General features: G+C 62.2%; 18 protein-coding genes and 1 pseudogene. 13 read left to right on the top strand and 6 right to left on the bottom strand.

Features of this window, described 5'->3' with window-relative positions:
- The first annotated feature begins 140 nt into the window (after positions 1 to 140).
- From EYW42_RS11755 to EYW42_RS11745, 3 genes are all read left to right on the top strand, one after another.
- Positions 141 to 3,683 carry an FG-GAP repeat protein gene (locus EYW42_RS11755; protein ID WP_161972944.1) on the top strand — a complete coding sequence of 1,181 codons (3,543 nt, stop codon included), beginning with the start codon at positions 141 to 143 and terminating at the stop codon, positions 3,681 to 3,683.
- Positions 3,684 to 3,940: 257 nt separating this feature from the next.
- Positions 3,941 to 6,565, top strand: a complete 2,625-nt coding sequence (locus EYW42_RS11750) for a hypothetical protein (protein ID WP_135535485.1) — start codon at positions 3,941 to 3,943, stop codon at positions 6,563 to 6,565.
- Between the two features lie 246 nt (positions 6,566 to 6,811).
- Positions 6,812 to 7,375 carry a DUF7344 domain-containing protein gene (locus EYW42_RS11745; protein ID WP_135535484.1) on the top strand — a complete coding sequence of 188 codons (564 nt, stop codon included), beginning with the start codon at positions 6,812 to 6,814 and terminating at the stop codon, positions 7,373 to 7,375.
- A 51-nt stretch (positions 7,376 to 7,426) separates the two neighbouring features.
- Here the strand turns inward: EYW42_RS11745 and EYW42_RS11740 are convergent, their stop codons facing one another.
- Positions 7,427 to 8,029: a DNA-3-methyladenine glycosylase family protein gene (locus tag EYW42_RS11740; protein ID WP_135535483.1), complete on the bottom strand. Its 603-nt coding sequence runs from the start codon at positions 8,027 to 8,029 to the stop codon at positions 7,427 to 7,429.
- Between the two features lie 265 nt (positions 8,030 to 8,294).
- The gene (locus tag EYW42_RS11735) at positions 8,295 to 9,449 is read right to left on the bottom strand and encodes an acyl-CoA dehydrogenase family protein (protein ID WP_135535482.1); all 1,155 of its coding nucleotides are present in this window, start codon (positions 9,447 to 9,449) and stop codon (positions 8,295 to 8,297) included.
- Positions 9,450 to 9,564: 115 nt separating this feature from the next.
- Between EYW42_RS11735 and EYW42_RS11730 the strand changes: the two genes are divergently transcribed.
- The 6 genes and pseudogenes from EYW42_RS11730 (at position 9,565) to EYW42_RS11705 (ending at position 15,142) form a co-directional block, all read left to right on the top strand.
- On the top strand, positions 9,565 to 11,532 hold the full coding sequence (locus EYW42_RS11730; RefSeq protein WP_135535481.1) for a 3-hydroxyacyl-CoA dehydrogenase/enoyl-CoA hydratase family protein: 1,968 nt from the start codon (positions 9,565 to 9,567) through the stop codon (positions 11,530 to 11,532).
- A gap of 153 nt (positions 11,533 to 11,685) precedes the next feature.
- A pseudogene (locus tag EYW42_RS20130) lies at positions 11,686 to 12,120 on the top strand (EamA family transporter); the annotation flags it as partial.
- A 94-nt stretch (positions 12,121 to 12,214) separates the two neighbouring features.
- On the top strand, positions 12,215 to 12,931 hold the full coding sequence (locus EYW42_RS11720; RefSeq protein WP_135535623.1) for a hypothetical protein: 717 nt from the start codon (positions 12,215 to 12,217) through the stop codon (positions 12,929 to 12,931).
- 100 nt (positions 12,932 to 13,031) lie between these two features.
- A complete protein-coding gene (locus tag EYW42_RS11715; protein WP_135535480.1) occupies positions 13,032 to 13,766 on the top strand; it encodes a DICT sensory domain-containing protein in 735 nt (244 codons plus the stop codon).
- A gap of 57 nt (positions 13,767 to 13,823) precedes the next feature.
- Complete coding sequence (locus EYW42_RS11710; RefSeq protein ID WP_135535479.1) at positions 13,824 to 14,339, top strand: hypothetical protein; 516 nt, start codon at positions 13,824 to 13,826, stop codon at positions 14,337 to 14,339.
- 230 nt (positions 14,340 to 14,569) lie between these two features.
- Positions 14,570 to 15,142 (top strand): HalX domain-containing protein, encoded by a 573-nt coding sequence (locus EYW42_RS11705; protein WP_135535478.1) that lies wholly within the window; start codon positions 14,570 to 14,572, stop codon positions 15,140 to 15,142.
- 56 nt (positions 15,143 to 15,198) lie between these two features.
- Here EYW42_RS11705 and EYW42_RS11700 read toward each other — a convergent pair whose 3' ends face one another.
- Positions 15,199 to 17,226 carry a PAS domain S-box protein gene (locus EYW42_RS11700; RefSeq protein WP_135535477.1) on the bottom strand — a complete coding sequence of 676 codons (2,028 nt, stop codon included), beginning with the start codon at positions 17,224 to 17,226 and terminating at the stop codon, positions 15,199 to 15,201.
- Positions 17,227 to 17,385: 159 nt separating this feature from the next.
- Entirely contained in the window at positions 17,386 to 18,579 is a 1,194-nt protein-coding gene (locus EYW42_RS11695; RefSeq protein WP_135535476.1) for an acyl-CoA dehydrogenase family protein, read from the bottom strand.
- 180 nt (positions 18,580 to 18,759) lie between these two features.
- Between EYW42_RS11695 and EYW42_RS11690 the strand changes: the two genes are divergently transcribed.
- The 3 genes from EYW42_RS11690 (at position 18,760) to EYW42_RS11680 (ending at position 22,846) form a co-directional block, all read left to right on the top strand.
- Positions 18,760 to 18,951: a DUF5786 family protein gene (locus EYW42_RS11690; RefSeq protein WP_135535475.1), complete on the top strand. Its 192-nt coding sequence runs from the start codon at positions 18,760 to 18,762 to the stop codon at positions 18,949 to 18,951.
- A gap of 356 nt (positions 18,952 to 19,307) precedes the next feature.
- On the top strand, positions 19,308 to 20,399 hold the full coding sequence (locus tag EYW42_RS11685) for an aminopeptidase (protein WP_135535474.1): 1,092 nt from the start codon (positions 19,308 to 19,310) through the stop codon (positions 20,397 to 20,399).
- Positions 20,400 to 20,578: 179 nt separating this feature from the next.
- A complete protein-coding gene (locus EYW42_RS11680) occupies positions 20,579 to 22,846 on the top strand; it encodes a methyl-accepting chemotaxis protein (RefSeq protein WP_135535473.1) in 2,268 nt (755 codons plus the stop codon).
- Positions 22,847 to 23,003: 157 nt separating this feature from the next.
- Here the strand turns inward: EYW42_RS11680 and EYW42_RS11675 are convergent, their stop codons facing one another.
- Together EYW42_RS11675 and EYW42_RS11670 are read right to left on the bottom strand one after the other, a co-directional pair.
- Positions 23,004 to 23,669, bottom strand: coding sequence for an O-methyltransferase (locus EYW42_RS11675; RefSeq protein WP_135535472.1), 666 nt, complete (start codon positions 23,667 to 23,669; stop codon positions 23,004 to 23,006).
- Between the two features lie 109 nt (positions 23,670 to 23,778).
- Positions 23,779 to 24,732, bottom strand: coding sequence for a mechanosensitive ion channel family protein (locus EYW42_RS11670; protein ID WP_135535471.1), 954 nt, complete (start codon positions 24,730 to 24,732; stop codon positions 23,779 to 23,781).
- 135 nt (positions 24,733 to 24,867) lie between these two features.
- On the opposite strand from EYW42_RS11670, the gene msrA reads away from it, so the two are divergent.
- Positions 24,868 to 25,410, top strand: a complete 543-nt coding sequence (gene msrA / locus EYW42_RS11665) for a peptide-methionine (S)-S-oxide reductase MsrA (RefSeq protein ID WP_135535470.1) — start codon at positions 24,868 to 24,870, stop codon at positions 25,408 to 25,410.
- Position 25,411: the final 1 nt, after the last annotated feature.

Here is a 25,411-nt window from a genome sequence, read left to right as displayed (position 1 = left end):
AGCGGTGGTAACGCACGTTACGTCCGGTTTCACTGCTGAATTACAATATCCCGCTACGTGTTCTGACGAGTGGTATGACACGATATTGGAGGGTAAGTTCCTCTGCAGGAGAGAAGTGGCAAGAGAGATGTCGTTCTCTCTTGACACTCCTCGTGGTCGCAGCCGTCGTTGTCAGTGCGACCGCGGCGGGCGTCGGAGCGGCAGCGGGGATGAACGAAACGGATGATTACTCGACTGCGACTGAAGCTGACCGGGCCGGTGCTACTGCCGCTGACAACTCACCCCCGAAGGGGTTGGTGAACGGCTCTTCGGCGGACACCGAGTTCATGTCGTCGGAATCGGACGACCGAGCGGGCTGGTCCGTATCGACGGCTGGCGATGTCGACGGTGACGGTGTCGCAGATCTACTGGTCGGGGCACCGACTCGGCAGGACGGAGGGGCGGTGTATCTCTTCTACGGACCGGTCGAGGCCTCGAACGTTACTCTCGAAGATGCTGACGCGGTTTTCGTCGGTACCGAACCGGGGAGTGAGGTCGGCAGAGCCGTCGACAGTGGCGACGTGAACGGAAACGGACAAGCGGATATCGTGATCGGAGCGCCCGGCGACGAAACGCGCGGAGCGGAAGCGGGCGCAGCGTACGTGATCGACGCCAGCGATTCACCGAACGGGCGGTACGCCCTCGGACCGAACGAGACGAAGATCGTCGGCGATTCCCACGACCGGTTAGGGACCTCCATCGACGTTCGTTCTGTCGACGACCCCGCCGTATCGAGCATCGCGGTCGGGGCTCCGGGCGATGACCGGAATCGGCGCGGGGCAGCGGTCATCGTCGCGCGGAACACGATCAACGGTACGCTGGCGGCCGAGAACGCCGATTCGAGGTTAGTCGGGGAGTCGTCGGGCGACCGATCCGGTGAAGCGGTTGCCTGGGCTACCGACAGCGGCGATAACGGTTCCGAGGGCATACTGGTCGGTGCTCCCGGGCACGACGGCGGCGGATCGGAGGCAGGTGCCGTCCACGTCGTCGAAGCAACGGTTTCGGGCGAACGCTCGCTCGCGGACGCCACCGCCACACTCGAAGGTCCGCAACCGAGAGCGGAGGCGGGGACGGCAGTCACGGACGCCGGGGACGTCGACGGGGACGGTAGCTCTGATATCCTCGTCGGTGCGCCGGGTCACGACCGGCGCGGGGACGACGCCGGTGCCGCCTACGTCGTCCACGGTGGCGACGTGGGAGACGGAGAGACACCGCTCGCAGAGGTAGCGGCTGCGACGATCCACGGGGAGGTCCGAGGCGACCGCCTCGGACAGTCAGTCGCCGGCGGCGGCGACGTCGACTGTGACGGGTTAGCCGATGTACTGGTCGGCGCTCCGAACCACGAAGTAGCCGACGGGTCGTCTGGTGTCGCGTACCTCCTGTACGGGCGGTCGTACGCGGGCGGGTTCGAAATCGCGAAGATCGCCGGCGGGGAGAACGCGAACATGACCGGGACGGGCCTGGCGGTCGGGAACGTGTCGGGCGATAGCGCCGACGACGTAGTTGTCGGGTCCCCCGGGATAGCCGACTCCCCGAGACAGGCGGCCGTACTCTTCGAGGGCGGCTGTGACACGGAGACGCGTGACGCGGACCGACAGCAGACGGACGCCGGCGAATCTACCGATACGGACGCGTCCGAGACGTCCCGCGACGGGAGACGCGGGACGCAGGACGGCGGAACCGGCTCGGGAGACTCCGCTGGGGAGCAGGACTCCCACGGTGACGGCCAGGTCGATGACGACTCCCTGCCGACGGACGATAGCCGCTCTGACGACGAGACCGACGACAGCGAGGATGAAACGTCCGGTGATGGCGATGGGTCGCCCGGTGACGGCGATGGGACGTCCGGTGACGGTGATGAGACTCCAGGAGACGGCGATGGGACGCCCGGTGACGGCGGAGGTGAAACCCCAGGCGACGGTGACGAGACGCCCGGTGACGGTGACGATTCTCCTGGAAACGGAGATGACTCTCCAGGAGACGGTGGTGAAACACCTGGTGACGGAGACGAGGGTGCCTCTGACCGCGGACAGACGCAGGGACAAGCGGTCACCGTTACGCAGACGCAGTGCCAGAGCCAAAGCGGTGGCGACCAGCACCAGACACAGGACCAGTCCGTCTCGCTCGCGCAGGACGGACAGCAGATCAGCGAGAACGGAAGCGTTCAGGCGAACGTACAAAGCGTCAACGTCGAGCAACAGCAGTGTCAACGACAGGGTGACGGTGTCGATAACCGCCAGGCGCAGCGGCAGTTTTTACTGATCACGTTCGCCAGCCAGAGCCAGCAACAGGGCTCCGGCGAGAACGGTGAACAGACCCAGATCCAGACGTCGACGGGAACGCAACAGCAGGCCCAGAACCAGACGGGAAGCAGTCAGAACCAGACGCAGATTCAGGTGTTCGAAGTGACGTTCTTCGGCGCACAGATCCAGCCCGCCGCGGACGGCGCGCATCGACAACAGCAGTCCCAGTCGGTCCAGGTCGACCAGAACCAGTCCCAGAATCAGGGGACCGGCGTCGAGCAACGACAACAGCAGTACCAGCGAGTGAGCGTCGTTTACCAGGGCCAAGAGCAAGTACAGGAGGAAGGCGGTCAGTCCCAGACCCAACAGCAGTCGGCGAACGCGAGTCAGGAACAGCAACAGGTCCAGACCGAGCGCGCGCAAAACCAATCGCAGACCGAAGAGATAGAGACGGAACAGCGACAACAACAGCGTCAGAACGCGACGAACGAGACGACGCGACAGGGCCAAAATCAGTCCATCGGTGTTTCCCAGGAGCAGGAACAGGCTCAGAGCGACGACCAGCGGCAGCGCCAGGAACAGTCAGTGAACGGAACTCAGCGCGAACAGCAGAACGGAACCGAGGGCGAACAGACCCAGAACCAGACCCAGAACGTCTCAGCCGAACAGTCACAGCAGCAGAACCAGACGGTAAACGATAGTTCGCAGTCACAAAACGGAACGGTCGACGTCGGTCAGACGCAGAACCAGACACAGACAGGTAACGACAGCGAGCAGGGACAGGACGAGTCAGTCGCTGTCGACCAGGACGCGGAGCAGAACCAGACCGAGATGACAGACAGGACTGAATCGGCTGGGAACGCGACGAATACGACGGCCGAGACGGACCGGACTGATACTGCTGAACCGACGGAAAACGAGTCAACTACGTCCGGCGAAGGGGGCGAGAATGGGTCAACCGATTCCGCCCCGGCCGATAACGAGAACGGAACCGAGAGCGGGACAACTGATTCCGACCCGTCCGATAACGAGAACGGATCGGCGGACTCGACCGTCGGAAACGAGAGCGTGGAAACTGAACAGCCAGTGGCGAGCGGTTCGGAACCGGACAACGGTTCTGCCGAAACCGAAACGAGTAGCGAAAACGTGGCGGAAGCAGATGAATACGTAGAGACGACGACTGAACCGAAGAATCAGTCAGACGACCGTACCCCAGCGGAGGACGGCACAGGGGACTCGCCGAACACGTCCGAATCTCTCGATACTCCGTCGGACGAGAGGACACACAACGCTTCGGGCGACGGTAACGAAACGACCCCTAGCACCGCCGTTAACCCGAGCAGTCTCGGGTCCACGGACGTACTAACCGTGACGAAGCGGGTGAAGGAGGTCCCGGCATAGAGCCCCGTCCAAAACGACCGCTTAATTCGCGGTGACGACCGTTACTAACCCAGGTAACGCCTATTGGTTTTCTTAGTAACGATTGTTGTACGTATATTTAAAACTCATAACAAAGTGTGATTCTCTGAACGTTGTTCTCGGTGGAGTCTACCACCAACTGATCAAATATGAGAGAGAGAATACCAGCATATCGTCTCGTAGCAGCCCTATTCGCCGTTCTAGTTGGAGCGGGGATGTTGCTATCGGGCACGGGCGTCGTGGCTGCGAACAGTGCACAGGACGACTGTCAAGACAAAGTACAGATCGTCGACGGGTCGCAGACGGCGGAACAGAACGCTCAGGGCGTCGATAACGACCAACAACAATCTGCCAACGTCGACGGCGACCTGATGCAAACCCAGGGTTCTAGCGGAGACGACAACTGTCAGGAGGAATCGCAAACGCTCTACTACCAACAGAGCCAGGAACAGTGGGTCATCCAGGGCGACGATAACGAGCAGATCAGCGGTCAGGGCGCTCTCGTCTTCTACACGCAGGACCAGGGCGCGAGCGGCGACGATAACGACCAGAGCGCCAGTCAAAGCGGTAGCGTTTCGGAAGATCAGGTCCAGTACGTCGTCCTCGGTACGGGCAATGAACAGCTATCTGATCAGGGGGCTGCTCAGGCTCTAGAGCAATCTCAGGCAGCGGCCGGTGACGACAACGACCAGAGCGCCGAGCAGAACAACAACGAGGTTGGTCAGTTCCAGGTCCAGCTAGCGATCGGCGGCAATAACAACGATCAGGGTGCCGGTCAAAGCGGCGTTCAGGTCCTCCAGCAGGACCAGAGCGCAAGCGGCGACGACAACGACCAGACCGCCGAGCAGAACAACAACGGGATCAACCAACAGCAGGTCCAGCTGGTCATCTTCGGCAACAACAACGACCAGGACGCTACGCAGGACGCTGAACAGATCTTCGGCCAGTCACAGAGCGCAAGCGGCGACGGCAACGACCAGACCGCCGAACAGAACAACAATGATGTCGACCAACAGCAGGTCCAGTTAGTCGTCTTCGGCGACGACAACGACCAGAGTGCCGGCCAGAGCGCGAGCCAGTCGCTCAGCCAGTCCCAGAACGCTGACGGCGACGGCAACGACCAGACCGCCGAACAGAACGACAACGACATCGAGCAACAGCAGGCACAGCTGGTCCTCTTCGGCGACGACAACGAGCAGTCGTCCGGCCAGACCGGTGCACAGAGCGGCAGCCAGGCTCAGAACGTCGATAACGGCGACGACAACGACCAGGACGCTGATAGCGAGCAAAACATCGACCAGGGAAGCGACCAGCAGGCTGGCGGCGATTCCAACCTGCAGGACAGCGACCAAACCGCCGGCCAGGCAAGCGGTCAGGGTCAGGGAGTGACCGACGGTGACGACAACGACCAGGACGCTGCGAATGATCAGGAAGCTAACCAGGACATCGAACAAGACACTGCCGGCGTCAACAACGAGCAGGACAGCTACCAGGACAGCAACCAGGGTAGCGGCCAGGGTCAAGGAGTCACGAACGGCGACGATAACAGCCAGAGCAACGACGCCGATCAGGACTCAGAGCAGGGCAGCGACCAGGACAGCGGAGGAGTCGCTAACGATCAGCACAGCAAACAGCACAGCAACCAGGGCAGCGGCCAGGGTCAAGGAGTCACGAACGGCGACGACAACAGCCAGAGCAACGACGCCAAACAGCACAACGACCAGAACAACGAACAAGACAGCGACAGTGTGCTAGACGATCAGGAAAGCAAACAGGACAACGACCAGAGCAACAGCCAGGGTCAAGGTGTCGCTGACGGCGACGACAACAGCCAGAGCAACGACGCCAAACAGCACAACGACCAGAACAGCGACCAAGAAAGCAGCGGCGGACTGAACAACCAGGAGAACCACCAGAATAACGGTCAGAACAGTAATCAGGGTCAAGGTGTCGCAGACGGCGACGACAACAGTCAGAGCAACGACGCCAAACAGACCAACGACCAGACCAACGACCAGGACACCGACGGCGCACTGAACAATCAGGAAAGCGATCAAGACAGCGAGCAGTACAACGACCAGGGTCAAGGTGTCGCTGACGGCGACGACAACAGCCAGAGCAACGAAGTCGACCAGCACGGTAATCAAAACAGCGACCAGGACACCGACGGTGTGTTGAACAACCAGGAGAACGACCAGAGCGTCGATCAGAGCAGCGGCCAGAGTCAAGGCGTCTCCGACGGCGACGATAACAGTCAGAGCAACGACGCCACTCAGAAAGCGGATCAGAATAGCGAACAAGACAGCGACGGCGTACTGAACAACCAGGACAACGACCAAGACAGCACCCAGACCACCGGACAGAACCAAGGAGTCTCCGACGGCGACGGCAACGACCAGGACGCTGATAGCGATTTGGACTCCAACCAGAACAGCAACCAAGACAGCGACGGCGTACTGAACAACCAGGAGAGCGACCAGACCGCCGGACAGGACGCCAACCAGGACCAGAACGTCGTGAACGGGGACGACAACGACCAGACCGCCGACCAGACCAGCGACATCGACCAGAACTCCGATCAGGAGGCTGACGGCGCGCTGAACAACCAGGAGTCCGAACAAACCGCCGAAACGAACCAGGATCAGGATCAGGTCGTTCAGAACGGAGACAACAACGAGCAGACTGCCGAACAGACCGCCGAGATAGACCAGGAGCAAGAACAGGACGCCGACGGTGACGAGGACCAGAGCCAGTCGAGCAACGCGCAGATAGATCAGGACCAGAACCAACAGACCAGCGGAGACGACAACGAGCAGGAACAGGAGCAGTCGTCTTCGGTCAGTACCAGCCAGACTCAGGATTAGCGGGAACAGTTCCTCGTCCTCTATTTTTCGGAAGCAACCGGATACTAGCTGTTTGAAATGAATTATCCGGGCTAGAGGCGATTATTCCGGAGTCCCCCGGCACAGCGATTCTTTGTTTCCGTGAGTGGGAATAAGAATAAAATATCCGGTTACATCGCCGAACAGGACCGAAACCATCCCATTCTCTTCTGAAACTCACACAACGATACCTCTCTTATAACCCACTGGTCTTTTACGTTAGCAATTATGGGTGCCGAACTGGAGGATATGGAGGTTTCAATGGATCGTGTGAAAAAGGAACTGAGGAACTCTCGCCGTAGATACACGCTTTTCTACGTCAAAAATAACGACGGGAGTGCGTCGCTGGACGACGTAGTCGACAAGATAACAGCCTGGGAGAACAACGGTGAAGTCCCCGAAAGCAAGACCTCACATCGGAAATCCGTGTATAGTTCCCTCTATCAACGACATCTACCCAGGCTGGTAGAGTTAGGTATTCTCTCGTATAACCGAGAGAACCGAACGCTTTCGCTCACTGAGGTGGGGGAGCAGATCTCCCTCAAAGTCGCAACGCACGATCACGACTGTCGGTCTTTCTCTAAGCTGTTTTTCGCGCTGGGTATTCTCAACGCGGTCATTCTACTACTGGGCGGGTTGAAGGTAGTGTCCCCGCTCGCAGTTTTCACCTGGGGCTCTATCATCATCACCGTCTTCCTGATCTTGGCCCTCTTGCAGTTCTACGATTACCGATCCTGGAAACGGGCGTTCGAAAACAAAGGTCCGGATTACGTCGTCGAGATCGACAGGTGACGAAGTAGCCTACGAACGCACTGGCACGTGGGTTGCTCACCGGGTGAAAAATCACTTCTCGGCCTCGTACTCGGCCCAGATGTATCGGACTGCGTGGCTCCGATAGGGACGCCATCGCTCCGCTATCTCGCGCATCTCGGCTCGCGACATCTCTCCGCTACCGTCTCCGTACAGTTGTTCGATCCCCCGCCGAACGGCTAGATCGCCGAGCGGAAGCACGTCTCCTCGTTCTAATACGAACAGCAGGTACATTCGCGCAGTCCACGCTCCGATACCCGTGATCTCCGTGAGTCGTTCGACCACCTCCTCGTCAGAGTACTCTCGCATGGTGTCCCGAGAGTAGTCGTGTTCCTCGAACGCCACGGCGGTGTTTCTGATGTACTCTACTTTCGTGCCGCTGAGTCCGGCATCACGGAGCGCGTCTACGTCCGCGTTCAACACCGTTTCGGGAGTGATCTCGTACTCGAGGAGGTCAAAAACCCGTTCCCGGACAGCGGTGGCACTGGCCGTAGAGAGTTGTTGGTTGATGATGGCGACGACGAGTCGCTCGAACTCCTCCCAGTCCCGTTCGGAATACGGGTCGTGTTCGTCGAGCAGTTCCGCCATTACGGGGTCGTTCCGGAGTCTCTCTCTCACTTCGTCGTCTATCGTCATCGTTCGGGCTCTGGTGTGTCGTTGTCATACGAACCGTTCGGGATGGGCGCGTCGGCCGTCCGGTCATCGCTCCCGTGGATCTCGGTCATGTCGTCCCGTAGCTATCGAACGGAAATATGCGTTCCGGGCAGGAAGCGGTGAGGAGACGCGACGAACCGAGCGGTCCATCGGAAGACACGATACGTCGCCCGAGTCCGCAGGAGCGATGCTATTGCGGGTTCCGAAAGAGCGTGAACTGTCCTTTCGAACGGCGGCAAACGGTAGTTTAGTAGCCTTTGCCGAGCAGTTCTCGCGCGATGATGTTTTTCTGTATCTCCGTCGTGCCCTCGTAGATCTGGGTGATCTTCGCGTCGCGGTAGAGGCGTTCGACGTCGAAGTCGTTCACGTAGCCGGCCCCGCCGTGGATCTGGACGGCTTCGTCGGCCACGTCGACCGCGACGCGCGAGGCGAACTCCTTGGCCATCGAGGCCAAGGCGGTAAGTTGGTCGTCCGCATTGTCGATGCTCCAGGCGGACTTGTACGTGAGGAGGCGGGCCGCCTCGGTCCGGGTGTGCATGTCGGCGAGTTTGTGCTGGATCGCCTGGAACTCCGAGATCGGTCGGTCGAACTGTTCGCGCTCCTCGGCGTAGTCAAGGGCGCGCTCGCAGGCACCCTTGGCGATGCCGACGCCCTGGGCGGCGACCATGGTGCGCGTCTCGTCGAAGAACTGCATCAACTGGAGGAACCCCGCACCGCGAGTTCCCACGAGATTCTCCTCGGGCACGCGCACGTCGTCGAAGATCAATTCGGCGGTGTCGCTGGCCCGAATGCCGAGTTTCCCGGTGATCTTGTCCGCCTCGAACCCGTCGCGGTCGGATTCGACCACGATCTGGGAGAACCCGGAGTACCGGTCGTCGGCCTCGGGGTCGGTCTGACAGAGGACGACGAAGTAATCGCCGACGCTCCCGTTCGTGATCCACATCTTGTTGCCGTTGATCACCCACTCGTCGCCGTCTTTCTCGGCGCTCGTCGAGACCGACGAAACGTCGCTCCCGACGTCGGGTTCGCTGATCGCGGCACCCATGATCGACTCGCCCGTCGCGACGGGTTCGAGGAACCGCTCTTTCTGGTCGTCCGTTCCGAACTCTTTGATCGCGTCCGCGCCGAACGAAGCGCTCGTGATCGAAAGGCCGATACCCGGGTCGACTGCGAACAGTTCCTCGATGATGAGTGCCGTCTCCAGCGGCGAGTAGCCCGCGCCGCCGTACTCGATCGGAATGTTCGCACCGGTCAATCCCATCTCCGCCGCCTTCTTGACGACCTCATGCGGGAATTTCTCCGCTTCGTCGTGTTCCGTGGCGACCGCAGCCACCTCGTTTTCGGCGAACCGTCGTACTTCGTCGCGGATAGCCCGCTGTTCGTCGGTCAGTTCGAAGTCCATGTCATAGACTTCCATGCACAATAATAAAGACCTTTGTAACCCGATGTAAACTCAAACAGTGTTTATAGTGCTGGTGAGGGAAACGTTGAAACCGATTGCAGGTGAGTGTACGCTCATGGAGATGGACGATATCAACACTATCGCAGTTCTTGGTGCTGGAAACATGGGCCACGGGATAGCCGAAGTAGCCGCGCTGGCCGGCTACGACGTGAACCTGCGGGACATCAAAGAGGAGTTCGTACAGGACGGCTACGAGCAGATAGAGTGGAGCCTGAACAAACTCGCCGAGAACGAACAGATCGGGGAGGACGAGGCGGAGGCCGCGTTAGACCGCGTGACGCCGCTGGTCGACGTGGAGGAGGCCGTCGGCGATGTCGATTTCGTTATCGAGGCCGTCCCCGAAAAGATGGAGATAAAGCAAGACGTCTACAACGAGGTCGAGGAACACGCGCCCGACCGCGCTGTGTTCGCCACGAACACGTCGAGTCTCTCTATCACTGACCTCTCCGAGGTCACCGACCGAGCGGAACGGTTCTGCGGTATGCACTTTTTCAACCCGCCTGTCCGGATGCAACTCGTCGAGGTCATCTCCGGCGCTCACACCGACGACGGGACGCTCGAACTCACCGAAGCGCTGGCTGAGGACTTCGGTAAGACGCCCGTCCGCGTCCGCAAGGACAGCCCGGGCTTCATCGTCAACCGCATCCTCGTCCCGCTGATGAACGAGGCCTGCTGGCTGGTCCACGAGAATGAAGCGACCATCGAGGAAGTCGACAGCACCACGAAGTACGATATGGGTCTGCCGATGGGCTCGTTCGAACTCGGCGACCAGGTCGGAAACGACGTGAGCTATCACGTTCTCGACTACATGCACGAGGTGCTCGGCGACGCCTACGAGCCCTGCCCGCTACTGGAGGAGAAAGTCGAGAACGAGGAACTCGGCAAGAAGACCGGCAAAGGATTCTACGACTACGAGAACGGCGGTGCCGACATCCCGACGGGTGCCGGAAACGAGTCGATAGAGCGCCGTCTGCAGGCCGTCATGGCGAACGAGGTCGCCCACCTCGTCGGCGACGACGTCGCCGACCCGGACGCGATAGACGAAGCCGTGATGCTCGGTGCCGGCTTCCCCGAGGGCCCGGCGAAGATGGCCGACCAGGTCGGTCTCGACGAACTGCTGGAGACGCTCGAAACTGCCCACGACGAAACCGGGGCGGCGCGGTACGAACCGGCGGAGTACCTCCGCGAAGCCGCCGAATCCGGCGGGTTCCGCGGCAGCGACGAAGGCGGCGACGCGCTCGATTTCGAGACGGTTTCCATCGAGAAGACCGACGACATGGTCGCCCGCCTGACCCTCGACCGGCCGCACCGGATGAACACCATCAGCGACGACTTGCTCGACGACCTCTCGGCGGCTATCGACGAACTCGAAGCCGACGACGAGGTGCGCTCTATCCTGCTCAGCGGGGCGGGCGACAAGGCCTTCTCCGCGGGCGCTGACGTCCAGAGCATGGCAAGCGGCGCGAGCCCCCTCGAAGTGACGGAACTGTCCCGCACTGGACAGCAGACGTTCGGAAAGCTAGAGTCGTGCGATATGCCGGTCGTCGCCGGTATCGACGGCTACTGCCTCGGCGGCGGCATGGAGCTGGCGGCCTGTGCGGACCTGCGCGTCGCCAGCGAGCGCTCGGAACTGGGTCAGCCCGAACACGACCTGGGGCTGATCCCCGGCTGGGGCGGAACGCAACGCCTGCCGAAGATCGTCGGCGAGGGCCGCGCAAAGGAGATCATCTTCACCGCGGACCGCTACGACCCCGAGACGTTGGCCGACTACGGCTTCGTCAACGAGGTCGTTGCAAACGACGAACTGGACGAGCACGCCTACGATCTCGCCGCGGATCTGGCCGCCGGCCCGCCCATCGCTCACCGGTACACCAAACGCGCCATGCTTGCCGGCCGGGACGACACGACGGCCGGTCTGGAGTACGAGAATCAAGCGTTCGGTCAGCTGGCGTCCACCGACGACGTGATAGAGGGTATCACCGCGTTTATGGGCGACGACGAACCGAACTTCGAGGGCAAGTGAGCGAAGCGAACGCGTGACGGAGTCGCGGTTCGTCGTCGCAGACGCTGAACCGAACTTCGAAGAGAAGTAGACGAAGCCGTTAGGATACGCCGCTTTCTCCACTTTTTCACCTATTACCGCGGAGTGACGGCCGTGACCGACGAGCGATTCTGGGGCGTCGCACTGTTGCTGGTCGCAGGTCTCGGCTGGGCGGCGTACACAGTCGGCGGCAAGCGCCTCGTCCGGACGTACTCCGCGCTGGAGACGGCGACGTACTCGACGCTGTTTTCGGTGCCCGTCGTCGCAGTTCTCGTCCCCGTCGAAGTGGCGCTGACGGACGCGTCCATGAGAGGGATACCGCTCTCCGTCGACGTGGTCGGAGCGGTCCTCTATCTCGGCCTTCTCAGTACCGCCGCGGCGTAGTATCTCTGGTACAAGGGACTGGAGTTCGCGGACGCGGGGACTGTCGCCGTGTTCTTCTTCGCGCAACCCGCCGTCGGCGCGGTGCTGGGTGCGGCCGTCCTCGGGGAAGCGCTCGGTGCGGGCTATCTCGTCGGCGGTACGGTCATGTCCGTCGGTATCTACGCGGTGACGACGGCCCGACGGTGACTCCAGAATTCGTGTTGCTATTCCAACACTATTTTTGTGATCGATGGCCACTCCAGTTGATATGACAGCGACGATTCGAGGTACGATTCAGGGAATGGGCGCACGCGCGAACCCGGCGTTCGCAGTCGGCGCAGTCGCGGTCCCCGTCGGAGTATTCGCGTACACAGTGCTGTTCGCATCAGTCCAACTGCACACCTACGCACACGTGATGGCGGGCGTTCTCTGGACGGGTATCGACCTGTTCATGGCGCTCGTCCTCGGCCCGGTGCTCGGGGGGCTTGCCGTCGAGGAACGGGCGAACGTCTTCGAGCGGTTCACGCCGAAGATGACGTTCCTGATGCCGTCGCTCGCTCTCGTGACCATCGTCGGCGGTATCACGCTCGCGGGGGAACTCGGGTACTTCCCGCACGCCGACCCCTGGCTCGCGCTCTTTACCGCCGCGAGTCTCCTCCCCGCACTTCTCCTGATCGGCTGGCAGTTCGACGCGTTCCGCGACTGGCGGTGGCTGGCGGCGTTCGGTGTCGCCGCCGTTGTCAGCGCCGCATCTCTCGCCACGACGATGCCTGACTTCGCGTGGACACGGCCCGTCATCGTCGTCTCACTCGCCATCGTGACCGTCCTCAGCGTTCTCGGGTTCGGCGTGTTGCTTCCCGGGGAAGTCCGCCTCTATCGCGAGATGATATCGAACGACCCCGACCCGGACGTGATCAGTCGTATCGGGATGCGCAACGCGAAACTGAGCGGCGTCCAGGGAGCGTTCCAGTTGGCCGTCGTCGCGGCGATGGTGTACCTTCGGTGGGGCGGGTTCTGAGCGGCGGAAGGAGAACTGGACCTGCGTTGCGCGATGCTTTTACCGGCCTGACAACGCCGCCAATTACTTCTCGCTGGCCTCGAAATCACCCGACGATCGAATGAGCCTGGGGGACGTAATCACGGACGTTGAGAACCGCCGGAAGACGCTGACCGTCTTCAACCCCGGACCCGACGATACCCTCTATCGCGACCTCGAGGAGTACTTCGACACCCAGAACGTCGAGGTCCGCTCCGAGACGACAGAGTCGGGCCGACCGGAGGGGATCGCAGTGCTGAGCCAGGGCGACGCCCATCTCACGTCGACATCGACCGACGTGTTACGCGACCTGACGGACGAGACGCATCCCGGGGACGGAGGGCTCGGAATCGACGACGCCGCGCACGCCGACGTGTTGCGGTTTCTGGAGGAAACGACCTTCGCGTCGTACTCTCCCGAGCAGATGCTCGCAGCCTCCCGGGAGATAGAGGACCGCGCCTGGCGCGTCGGCGCCGGGTGTCTCCACGCCGGATTCCAGAACGTCTCTACCCTCGACGGCACGGCTAACGTCTACCGCGACCTCGCCGAACGTCCGCTTGACGTTCACGCTTACGCGACGCCCGACCGCAGGCCGCCGACGTTGCCGGGTGTCACCGTCTATCTGGAGGAGACTGAAGAGATCGAACGGTCCTGGTTCGTCGTCTTCGACGGCGCGGGCGAGGACGAACAGAAGTGTGCGCTCTTGGCCGAGGAACGCGAAGAAGGGGCGTTCTACGGCTTCTGGACGTACGACCCGGCCGTCGTCGACCGTATTCTGGACAACCTGACGACGCGGTACGGCGGCGGTTCGTCGTAGCGTCGCACGTCGTTTCTCGCAGAAGGTATAAAGACAGACACCTGTTTGTCGAGCGTAATGGATTCGCTTTCAGATCCCGGTTCTCTCCGCGAGCGGGCGGACGTTGCGTTCCGCGAGGAGCGGAGTGTCGACGAACGAGACGGGTTCGAGTACTTCGCGTCTATCCAGGGTATGGTCGCGGTCGGCATCACGAACGAGGCGGCCGAAGTACTGCTGATGAACAGCCCGCACGGGTGGAGGCTGCCGTACGGACCGGTCGGTACGGACGAAGACTGGGTAGACGCCGGTCGACACGTCGGCCAGGAACTGACCGGTGTCGATGTCGACATCGACCGGGTGGAGCGAGTCGGGCAGACGACTCACTGTTTGAACGGCGACGAGACCAGGGAAACGACGAGCTACGATGTTATCCTGCGCGCGCGGACGGTCCAGGGGTCCCCCATCGCTGGCGACCCGAGTTTCGGTCCGTGGGACGAGTTGGAGATGGGCTGGTTCGATGCGGTCCCGGACGATGCGTACTGGGACCACGGCGATGCCGTCGACGATATCCGACGTTTCGTCACGGGAGAATGAGCGGCCGCTCGGCTGACCGTCTTTCGCCCGTCAACGTCCGAAAGTATCGGAACCGAATCGGTCCCGGTATCCGAAGAGGGGACGGAGGCAGAGTTATGATATTCCGGTGATACTCGCGACGATGGCCGCGACATTTATCAACCCCTATTCCATTTGAACTACTAACCGAGAAACTGACTCGGGACTAACCGAAATACGCCCGAGAAATCGATTCGGGGTCCGACTCAACCATGTCCGATGACTCTCTCGAAGTACTCGTCGTAGACGACGAATCGCGCCTTGCCGACCTGTTTGCAACGTGGCTTCGCAGCGAGTGGACCGTCGATACAGCCAACGACGGCGAATCCGCGCTCGACCTGCTGACGGACTCTGTCGAACTCGTTTTCCTCGACAGGCGTATGCCCGGCCTTTCGGGCGACGAAGTACTCGAAGAGATCAGGGATCGGGGCTACGACTGTCGCGTCATCATGGTGACCGCCGTGGATCCTGACTTCGATATCATCGAGATGGGGTTCGACGACTACCTCGTCAAACCCGTCTCGAAAGACGACCTCGTCGCCATCGCGGAGAAGATGTTGACCCGTTCGACCTACGCTGAAGAGATCCAGGAGTACTACTCTCTCACCTCGAAGAAGGCCCTGCTGGAGTCCGAAAAGTCCGAACGGGACCTTGCGGAAAACGAGGAGTATCAGGAACTCTGTGACCGGGTCGACGAACTCGACTCCCAGGTCGACGACACCATGTCCGGCCTCTCGAACCACGACGATTTCGTGGGGGCGTTCGAGGACCTTCCGGACGGATAGCTGTCGGGTCATCTCTTAACCGACCGCGTGCGGCGGTCCGTGTGACCGTTCGCGGTCTACTCCGACTCGGGGAACTCGACGCCCGAGAACTCGAACCGCGCGCCACCACTCTCGCTCTCTCGCGCTGTCACAGTCCATCCGTGAGCGCTCGCGACCTCGCGGACGACCCACAGTCCGAGGCCGAGACCGTCCTCAGATGTCGTAAACGAGGACTCGAACGCGTTCTCCCGGATGTTTTCGGGGATGCCCGTCCCGTCGTCGGCGATGAAGAAGCCGACGGGCTGTGTGCCGTCCGGTGATCCAGCGGCCTGTTCGGTCTGTCTATCACCCATAAGCAAGCCTGCTCGCACCCTGAGGGCCGCCTCGTCGTGATCCTCGTCTCCATCGGAGGACGGACCGGTTTTCGGAGAGCCGTGTTCGACGGCGTTCCGAAACAGGTTTTCGAGCATGCGTAGCACCCGCGACCGGTCAGCGGCCGCAGTTCCGAGGTCGTCCACGGACAGCGACGCCCCGTCCGTGCTGACGTTCCCCCACGCTTCCTCGACCGTCGCGGTCAGGTCGGTCGGTTCGGTTTCCGTGACAGTCTGGCCGTGACGTGCTAACGCGAGCACGTCGCCGATGATGTCTTCCATCCGGTCGAGAGCGCCGACGACGTGGTCCAACTGGTCCGTCTCGTCCGTCTCGACGGCGAGGTCGAGATACCCCTGCGCGACCGACAGCGGATTCCGGAGGTCGTGGCTGACGATCTCGGCGAACGCTTCCAGACGTTCGTTCTGGCGCTCGAGTTCTCGTTCCCGCCGTTTCCGTTCGGTGATGTCCCGCACGACGCCGACGGTCCCGTGGAACTCGCCCTCGTCTTCGAGTAAGGCGATCTGGTTCTCGCAGGGGATCACGCGGCCGTCTTTCGTGTACAGGTCCATCTCCACTGACGCGTTGTCATCGTCGGCGGCAAGCAGTGCGCGGATCTCCGAACGGCCAACTTCGACGGCCTCGTCGTCCATGACGATGGAGATGTGTTCGCCGAGCAACCCCTCCCGCGAGTAGCCGGTCATTTCGAGCAACCCGTTGTTGACGGTCATGAAATGGCCCTCGTCGTCCAGGGCGTACATCCCGTCGCCGACGGTTTCGACGAGTCGCTCGTATCGGCGGAGCGCCCGGTCCTGTTGCTCGATTCGACCCTGGAGCGCCATGGCGTGGAGGACGTTCGAGACGTCCTCCGCCATCTCCTCGAACGCGGAGCGCTCCATATCGTCGAACCCGTCCCGGGCGTCGGTGTACACACCGAGTACGCCGTACAGTTCGTCCTCGATCGCAAGCGGTGCGAGGGCGGTCGCGGTGCAGCCACGGTCGACGGCCGCTTTCTTCCACGGGACCGTTCCAGAGTACGCCGAGAGGTCCTGGACCACTTCGGTTCGGCGTTTACGCAGGACGCGTTCGACGAGGGTCTCCGGCGTTCCCGTGCCGACACTGAACGTCTCGGACACTGGCCAGTCGTCGACCGCTGACCCCGTTACCCAGGGAACAACCTGCTGTTCTCCCGTGTCGTACTCGCCGATCCAGGCGAACGTGTACCGCCCGCCGAGCGTCAACTGGTCGCAGACCGCCTGCTGGATCTCCATCGGCGATGACGCGTCGACGAGTCCCTGTTTAACGTCCCGAACGATATCTTCCGGTCGAGGTCCTCCCGGCGGCGCAGCGTCGGATGGGTCCCGGGCGACGGAGGTAGCGACCCGCCCGGCGAACGCCTCGTCCGACCCGGGGTCGTTCATCTCGTCGACGAAATCGACGACCTCCGCGATGGCCGTGCCGGATCCCGCGTCGGCGTCGTACTCCGAAACAGTCAGTAGCGTCAGGTCCGGGTGCCGTTCACGGATCGCCTGCATGATCGCCGGGGAACGGGCGAGCGTTTCGTGGTCGCTCACGACGCAGTCGACGTTGCCTCGTTCGATGTAATCGATCGCCGCATCGAATCCGGCCGCTGTGTGAACTGCTACTTGTGGGTACGCCCGTTCGAGCGGCGCTGCGAGTTGCTCTCGGAGCGACGCGTTATCGCAGACACAGAGAACCTGACTCGATTCGTTCATTTCTGATAAGTTGTGGCTGCCACGTCACGCAACTAAGCGGCCGAGACCTATGAAGCGTGACAATACCTGCTTTCACAGGTGTTAGCCAACACGGTGTAATAACGTTTGTTGTCCGCCAACCCGGTGACAATAGCCGGACCGAGCGCGGGGAGTGTCGGCTTACGACTGGTTGTACACGAGGTTTCGCTGTATCTCGTTGGCCCCCTCGTAGATGACTGGTATGCGAACGTCTCGATAGACGCGTGCGATCCGCCGGTCGGACAGAACCGAGCGGCCGCCGTGGAACTGCATCCCTTGTTCGGCGCAGTCGACCGCCGTCTCCGTAGCCGTCGTCTTCGCCATGGCCGCCCACAGCCCGGCGTCGTCCCCTTCAGTGACCTTCTCGGCGGCGCGGTAGGTCAGTGCCCGGGACGATTCGAAGTCCATCCGCATCTCCGCGAGGCCGTGCTGGACGGCCTGAAAGTCGCTCACGTCCCGACCGAACGCCTCCCGTCCGTGGGTGAACTCCCAGGCCTCCTCGATCGCGGCCGCCGCGAGACCGAGCCCGTGTCCCGCGACGACGACGCGACCGTGATTGAAGAACTCGGCGAGTATCATGAACCCGGTCCCCTCGTGACCGATCAGGTTCTCCTCGGGGATCCGGCAGTCGTCGAAGACGACGTGGCCCTGCTTCGAGGCGCGCATCCCCATCTTCTCCGGGATGTGCTCGGCGTGGTAGCCCTCGGCGTCCGTCGGGACGATAAACAGCGAGTGGTTCCCGTAGCGGTTCTCCTCGTCATCGCCGGTCCGGGCATAGACCGTCAGCCAGTCCGCCTCGACCGCGTTTCCTATCCAGTACTTCTCGCCGTTCAGGACGTACTCGTCCCCGTCTTTCTCCGCGGCTGCACCGCTCCCTTCCGTGGCTTCCGCCCCGCGTTTGTCCGCGCGGGTCGTCATCCCTGCGAGGTCGCTTCCGGTTTCCGGTTCGGAGACGGCCAGCCCCGTGATCTGTTCGCACTCGGCGACAGGACGGAGGTACTCCTCTTTTTGCTCCTCGCTCCCGTACTCCTCGACGATCTCCGCGCCGAAACTCGCCAGTTGCAGCGTCAGCGCGATGCCGGCGTCGGCGCGGAAGAACTCCTCCGCGACCGCGAGGATCTCGATCAGACTCAGCCCTCGCCCGCCGTACTCCTCGCCGATGTCCTGGGCGACGAGTCCGGCCTCCTGTCCCGCTTCGAGTATCTCCCACGGGTACTCGCCACTACTGAAGTACTCCTCCGCGTTCGGCCTGATATGTGCGTCTGCGAACTCTCGTGCGTCCAGTTTCACGTCCCGGGCGTGTTCCGGGACGATACTCTCGTCGAGCAGTTCCATGAACGATACAGGGACTGCTCGGGCATATAACCACGTAAACGGCTAACGCGGTTGTAGAAATTGTTTCTGCGTTGTAAGTTCCCGCCATCCTCGGGTGAACGGTCAGCACTTCTGCGGCGATCCGTCCAATCGGTGATCTGAGTCGGGGGACTTTACTGTTCGCCGCTCCTACGATCAGATATGGGTTTTGGTAGCTACGACGAGTCCGAACAACAAGAACAGACAGTCGACGAGGACGACGAGGGCGAGAGCGTCAACGTACACGAACACGACCATCAGGGGGAAGTGTCTATCGAGGACGCGGACAGCGAGGAACTGATCGACCAGCTCCAGACCATCAAGGAAAACGAAGAAGAAGACGCGGAGGAGTAGCGAACGCTGTCGTAGCCGTGCGGATATCGGGCGGTCTGGCCCGGCCACCCGGAAAGTGATCCGCGGACAGTTCGCATCGGCCGGAGACGGGAACGGGGTCGTGTCCGGTGTACTCGGGGCCGTTACGGGACGTTTTCTTCCTTCAACTCGAATCGTCGAGGAGCGCACAAACCTCGGTCCGACGGACAGAGTTGACGGGCGACGACGAACCGTCGAATCCGGAACTCCTCGGAGGTGACTGCTTGACAGTCCCGCGTTCGCGACCGTCGTTTCGGAACCTCTGTCGGCCGCAGCACGTCTCCCAGAGTGGGTTTCGATTCGAAACAAATATCACGAATTTCTCCGTACCGTGCGATATGGACCCACGCGTTCGGGAACACGCAGAGGTACTGGTCGATACCTGCGTCGATATCTCGGAAGGAGACGAAGTGGTCGTCTCGGCACCGTCCGTGGCTGACGACCTCACTGTTGCACTGTACGAGAAAATAGGGGAACGCGGCGCTATCCCGTCCGGACGGGGCGTCACTTCCCGGGCGACGAGGGCGTACATGCGCGCCGCCGACGAGGACGACTTTCAGGAGTCGGCGGTCGGTATGGCGATGTCGGAGGCCGCGGACGCGTTCATCGGCGTGCGCGGGGCGACGAACACGTTCGAGAAAAGCGACGTCGACCCCGGGAAGAACGCCGCTCGTCGCAAAGCGAACGAAGCGGTCATGGAGAAGTTCATGGAGAACCGCTGGGTCGCGACCCAGTACCCCGCACCGGCGAACGCGCAGGACGCCGAGATGAGCACCGAGGCGTACGAGGACTTCGTCTGGAGCGCCGTCAACAAGGACTGGGACGCCCAGCGCGAACACCAGGAACAACTCGTCGAGATCCTCGACCCGGCCAGTGAGGTCCGGATCGTCAGCGGCGACGAGACGGATATCTCGATGAACGTCGACGGGATGATCGCCGAGAACGACTGGGGCGACGTGAACATGCCGGCGGGAGAGGTGTTCACCGCGCCGGTTCCCGACAGCGTCGAGGGGACAGTCCTCTTCGATATGCCCGTGATGGTACAGGGCCGCGAAGTCGACGATGTCCGCCTCACGTTCGAGGGGGGTGAGGTAGTCGAACACAGCGCCGGCAAGAACGAGGACCTCCTGACTACCCTGCTGGAAACGGACGAGGGCGCTCGTCGCATCGGTGAACTCGGCATCGGGATGAACCGCGACATCGACCGGTTCACCTACAACATGCTGTTCGACGAGAAGATGGGCGACACCGTCCACATGGCGATCGGCCGGGCCTACGAGGAGAACGTTCCGGAGGATCGCGAGCGGAACCAGAGCGTCGTCCACGAGGACATGATCGTCGATATGAGCGAGGACTCCTACATCGAAATCGACGGCGAGGTTATCCAGCGTGACGGGACGTTCAGGTTCGAAGACGGGTTCGAGGGGTGAGGTAGCGACATCAGATCCAGTTTTTGCGAGCGAGACAAAAAACGGACGCTGAGGCGTTCGTCTATCCGAGATCGGTCCATTGTGACAAACAGTGCCAAATAGTTCCCTCCCGAGCGGTACTGCGTCGCACGTATAAATATTATAAAATCAACATATCATGGAACGCCCGGCTGCAAACGATGACCGGAGGGCTCAGACGACTCGTCCCGTCCCGTATTCGGAACAGCTACGCGGCGAAGTTCGGTATCGCGCTCGCCGCCGTGATTATCGTCATCGGGGTCGCGGGCGGCGTCGTCTACGCACACACCGGCACCGTTCTCGAAGACGACACCGAGCAACGACTAGAGACGGTTGCGAGCGTCGAAGCGAACCAAGTCGGACAGTGGCTTCGCAAGACGCGCGTCCAGCAGTCCGCCCAGGCGAACTCCCGTGCGTTTCGGACGGACGACGACGACGAGATATCGACGCGGCTCGCTAGCACGGTCGAAAGTGACAGGAACGTACAGGGGTCCTATCACGTCAACGTGACGACGGGGGGCGTTCTCGAAGGGACGGGAACCGGCGCGGTCGAAGCCGACGGACGATTGCGTCCGGCGGTCCGGGACCGCGTACGGGCAGTAGCGTCGAGGAGTTCCGGCGTCTCCCAGTCGCAGGCGTTCCGCCCGAGCGACGAGGCATCGCCGGTGTTCCTGTTCGTCGCCTCGGTACCTGCGGACGGCAAACGCGTCATCGTCACCGTGGTCGACGTCGAACGGTTTTCGCGGTCGATGCTCCAGAGCAGGGGCGGCAGTGATCCCGTCGTGACGAACGAGTCAGGGGTCGTCATGATGGCACGGAACTCGTCGCTGTTGCTCACCCAGTCGGACATCGACCCGAGCGGTGAGACCGCCTCTAGCGGGTTCGTGACGGGGACTGACCGGACCGGAACCGAACAGGCCGTCGGGTACGCGGCAGTCGGACAGAACGGCTGGACTCTCTCCGCACGGACGCCCACCTCGGAGGCGTACGCGCTCCAGACCGTCGTTTCGCGGGGCGTTCTGGCGATGGTACTTCTCGCCGCCGGCGGCGCGCTCGCTATCGGACTAACGGTCGGCCGCAACACGGTCGCCGCCGTCCGGGGGCTTTCAGAGACGGCGACCGAACTCGAACGCGGAAATCTGGACGCAAGCGTGGAAACGGACAGGACCGACGAGTTCGGGCGACTGTACGGGTCGTTCGACAGTATGCGCGATTCGCTGCGCGAACAGATCCGTGAGGCGGAGGACGCGCGCGAAGAGGCGGACCGCCGCCGCCGGGAATCCGATGCGTTCGCCGATCACCTCGAATCGACCGCGGACGAGTACGGCGGCGTGATGCGTGCCTGCGCGGAGGGCGACCTCTCACGCCGGATGACGCCGGACGAGGAAAGCGAGGCGATGGCCGCGATCGCACACGAGTACAACCAGATGCTGAACCAGTTAGAGACGACTGTCGCCCACGCGAAAGAGTTCGCGGACGCGGTGGCAGCGTCGAGCGAACAGGTGACTGCGAGCGCGGACGACGTACAGCGCGCCTCGGAGCAGGTGGCCGACTCCATCCAATCGATCTCGGAGGGCGCGGACCGGCAGAACGAGCAGTTCCGCTCCGTCTCCGCCGAGATGGACGACCTCGCCGCCTCCGTTCAGCAGGTGGCTGCGTCCGCGGACGACGTCGCGACGGTCGCGTCGGAGACAGCGGTGACCGGGCGCGAAGGCCGGGGGGACGCCGAGAACGCTATCGAGGAGATCGATGCGGTCACTCGCACCTCCCGGAACGCCGTGGCCGCCATGGACGAACTCCGAGAGGAGATAGAGGAGATAGAGGACGTGGTCGAACTGATCGCCGAACTGGCCGAGCAGACGGACCTGGTCGCGCTGAACGCGAGCGTCGAGGCGGCCCGTAACGAACACGGTGACGGCGAGGAGTTCAACGTCGTCGCGGAAGAAGTCCGGTCGCTCGCCGACGACACGAAGGCGGCAGCGACGGAGATAGAGGACCGTATCGAGACGGTCCGCGACCAGACGGAAGACACGGCGACGGAAGTTCGTGAGGCGAGCGAGGCCGTCGCGGACAGCGCCGAGACGGTACGAGACGTGACGGACGCCCTCTCGTCTATCGCGGACTACGCCGAGGAAACGAACCGGGGCGTTCAGGAGATCCGGACAGTGACGAACCAGCAGGCGGCATCGACCGAGGAGGTCGTTTCGATGGTCGGGGACGCCGCCGCGGTCAGCGAATCGACGAGCGCGGAGGCGGAGACGGTCGCCGCGGCGGCCGAGGAACAGACGTCGACGCTCGGGGAAGTTGCGAACAACGCGTCGGACCTCGCTTCGCAGGCGGACCGGCTCCGGACGGCGCTCGACCGGTTCGACACCGAGGTCGACCCGGACGACGTGCAGGCCACGCCCGAGTTATCGGCATCGCGGTAGTCGTACCGACGGGCGTACTCGTTGAACGAGTCGCGGAGAGATCCACGAAGTATAGTAGTCACTGAAAATCAATACACACCTGATCGCACGACGGCAATGCGATCAACGTGTAAATCGTTTCAGTGACTACTATAGCTGAAACAGGTTTCTGACGGCGTCAGGCGGTCCGATAACTCACGGCTATCCCCTCGCCCAGCGGAAGCACGACCGTTTCGAAATCGTCGTCCCGTCGGACTCGATGGAGGTACTCCGCGATCCCTCGCGTGTTTTCGTTCACGTCGTCGGGGTCGTCGCCTTCGAGGAGCGCGAGCAGTTTCTCCGTCTGGATGATGCCGGCTTTCATCGCGTTGTCGGCGACGATCACCCCGCCGGGCGGGACTTTTGCTCGGACTGCCTCGAACGCCTCTCGGTAGCGGTGTTTCTGGTGGTCGATCAGCACCACGTCGAAGGGGCCGTCGTAGCGTTCTATCGCGTCGAGCGCGTCGCCGCCTTCGTATTTCGCCAGGTCGTCGAACCCGCCCCGGGACATGTTCTCCCGCGCCATATCGAGTTCGTCCTCGTCGTGTTCGGTGAGGACTACCTCCCCGTCCTCGGGGAGCGCCTCGGCGAACCAGTACGCGGAGTAGCCGTAGCCGGAACCGAACTCGAACACCCTGCGGGCGTCGGCCATCCGCGCGAGGAGACGCAGTGTCGCACCGACCTCGTGACCCACAGTAGGAAACCCGTGTTCCTCGGCGTACGCGGCCATCTCCGCCTGTACTTCGTCGGGTTCGGGCGCGGCGGCGCGGACGAACCGAGCCGCCTTCTCGGAGAGAATGTCCATGACCTACAGTGCACGGTCATCTCCGTAACCGTTGGGTTCTCGGCATTCCGCGAATCGGGGCCGGGACAGCGAATTACGTCGTTTCGGTTCGCTCACCGCGGCACCACCGTCAGCGGTTCCGGCTGACCGGGAACGCAACCCGGTCGGGATGGTCGTTAAACCGTTCGAGAATGCGCTCGTACAGTTCGTTTTTCACGCGCTGGCCGCGGCGCGGATGGGTCAGATATCGTAAGCGGAGTTCGACCCACGATTCCCCCTGAACGACGTTGACGGTCGGTCGGTCCTGAACCTCCATCTCGACGGCCGTCTCGGCGAGTACCTCGCGGTACCGTTCGACGTTCCGCCGCATCTCGTCGCCGAGGAGTTCGTCGGCAACGTCGACCATCTCGCTCCGAGCGAACGCGAGGTCGGTCTCGTAGGCCACCTGGATCGATATCTCGTTCCAGACGAAGGGAAACTCGTCCCAGGAGTAGTTGAACACCTCCGAGGAGAGAACGACGCTGTTCGGTACCGTGACGATGCGTCCCGACGGCTGGTTCGAGGAGACGAGTTCGCCGTTTATCTCCCACAGCGTCGTGACGAGGAAGTCCACGTCGATGACGTCGCCCTTTGCGCTCTCGATGCGCACGCGGTCCCCCACCTGATAGGGGCGCTTCACGAGGATGTACACCCAGCCGAGCAGCGAGAACAACGGCTGCTGAAGCGCGAACGTCACCGCGAAGCCGACGACCCCGAGCGAGAACAGCACACCGAGCCACTGCTCCGTCAGCGCGCCGAACACGCCGACCAGCGCCGCTGCACCGAACGCTAATCGGAGGACGTTCCGAAGGTCGTGTAGGCGGCGCTTGCTCCGGGACCGACGTTCGACGGTGTCGACGACGACGAGATACAGACCGTGGGCGCCGAGGGCGACGGCCGCGGCGGTCAGCAGTTTCACGACGACGAGAGTCGTCGGAATGCCGACGACCCCCGGCCATTCCACCGCGGCGGTCCGGGCGGCGACGCTCAGGATAGCGACGACGAGAGCCGCTCCGAGAGACAGGTATCCGAGGCGACGGGTCACTGCTTCGGAATGACCCGGACGACACAAAACCGTTCCGCCCGCCTGCCGACGGTTCGAGCCGGGACACCTCGGCGGACAGACCGTTACCAGTCCACGACCGACAGAAGAATGTCTCGGGACCCCCTACTGACGCGTATGACGACAAAGCGCGCAACGTTCGGCGGCGGTTGCTTCTGGTGCGTCGAGGCCGCGTTCAAGGAACTCGACGGCGTCGAATCGGTCACGTCGGGGTACGCCGGCGGCGACGTTGCGGACCCGACCTACCGTCAGGTGTGCAGCGGCGATACCGGTCACGCGGAGGTCGTACAGGTCGAGTACGACACCGACGACATCACGTATCCGGACCTCCTGGAGGTGTTTTTCACCATCCACGACCCGACGCAACTGAACAAGCAGGGTCCGGACGTAGGGACGCAGTACCGCTCTATCGTTCTCGCCCACGACGACGAACAGCGAGAGCAGGTGGAGCGGTTCCTCGTGGAACTCGAGGAGGAAGGCGCGTACGACGACGATATCGTCACCGAAGTCGAAGCGCTCGACACGTTCTACGAGGCCGAGGAGAAACACCAGGACTACTACGACAAGAACCCGAACGACCGCTACTGCGGCTACTACGCCGAACCGAAGGTGAAGAAAGTCCGAGAGAAGTTCGGCGACAAGGTAGAGGCCGAACCGTAAC

Source organism: Halostella pelagica (genome assembly GCF_004762015.1).
In the GTDB taxonomy this organism is placed as follows: Archaea; Halobacteriota; Halobacteria; order Halobacteriales; family Natronoarchaeaceae; genus Halostella; species Halostella pelagica.
Note: the sequence above shows the minus strand (reverse complement) of the source record. Positions and strands in the feature narration are given on the sequence as shown.

Coding starts and splice junctions, on each gene's coding strand:
- EYW42_RS11715 (WP_135535480.1), top strand. CDS start 13,032: ATGAGCCTGGGGGACGTAATCACGGACGTTGAGAACCGCCGGAAGACG.
- EYW42_RS11685 (WP_135535474.1), top strand. CDS start 19,308: ATGGACCCACGCGTTCGGGAACACGCAGAGGTACTGGTCGATACCTGC.
- EYW42_RS11740 (WP_135535483.1), bottom strand. CDS start 8,029: ATGACGATAGACGACGAAGTGAGAGAGAGACTCCGGAACGACCCCGTA.
- EYW42_RS11695 (WP_135535476.1), bottom strand. CDS start 18,579: ATGGAACTGCTCGACGAGAGTATCGTCCCGGAACACGCCCGGGACGTG.
- EYW42_RS11690 (WP_135535475.1), top strand. CDS start 18,760: ATGGGTTTTGGTAGCTACGACGAGTCCGAACAACAAGAACAGACAGTC.
- EYW42_RS11745 (WP_135535484.1), top strand. CDS start 6,812: ATGGGTGCCGAACTGGAGGATATGGAGGTTTCAATGGATCGTGTGAAA.
- EYW42_RS11700 (WP_135535477.1), bottom strand. CDS start 17,226: ATGAACGAATCGAGTCAGGTTCTCTGTGTCTGCGATAACGCGTCGCTC.
- EYW42_RS11705 (WP_135535478.1), top strand. CDS start 14,570: ATGTCCGATGACTCTCTCGAAGTACTCGTCGTAGACGACGAATCGCGC.
- EYW42_RS11730 (WP_135535481.1), top strand. CDS start 9,565: ATGGAGATGGACGATATCAACACTATCGCAGTTCTTGGTGCTGGAAAC.
- EYW42_RS11675 (WP_135535472.1), bottom strand. CDS start 23,669: ATGGACATTCTCTCCGAGAAGGCGGCTCGGTTCGTCCGCGCCGCCGCG.
- EYW42_RS11735 (WP_135535482.1), bottom strand. CDS start 9,449: ATGGACTTCGAACTGACCGACGAACAGCGGGCTATCCGCGACGAAGTA.
- EYW42_RS11710 (WP_135535479.1), top strand. CDS start 13,824: ATGGATTCGCTTTCAGATCCCGGTTCTCTCCGCGAGCGGGCGGACGTT.
- EYW42_RS11680 (WP_135535473.1), top strand. CDS start 20,579: ATGACCGGAGGGCTCAGACGACTCGTCCCGTCCCGTATTCGGAACAGC.
- msrA (WP_135535470.1), top strand. CDS start 24,868: ATGACGACAAAGCGCGCAACGTTCGGCGGCGGTTGCTTCTGGTGCGTC.
- EYW42_RS11720 (WP_135535623.1), top strand. CDS start 12,215: ATGGGCGCACGCGCGAACCCGGCGTTCGCAGTCGGCGCAGTCGCGGTC.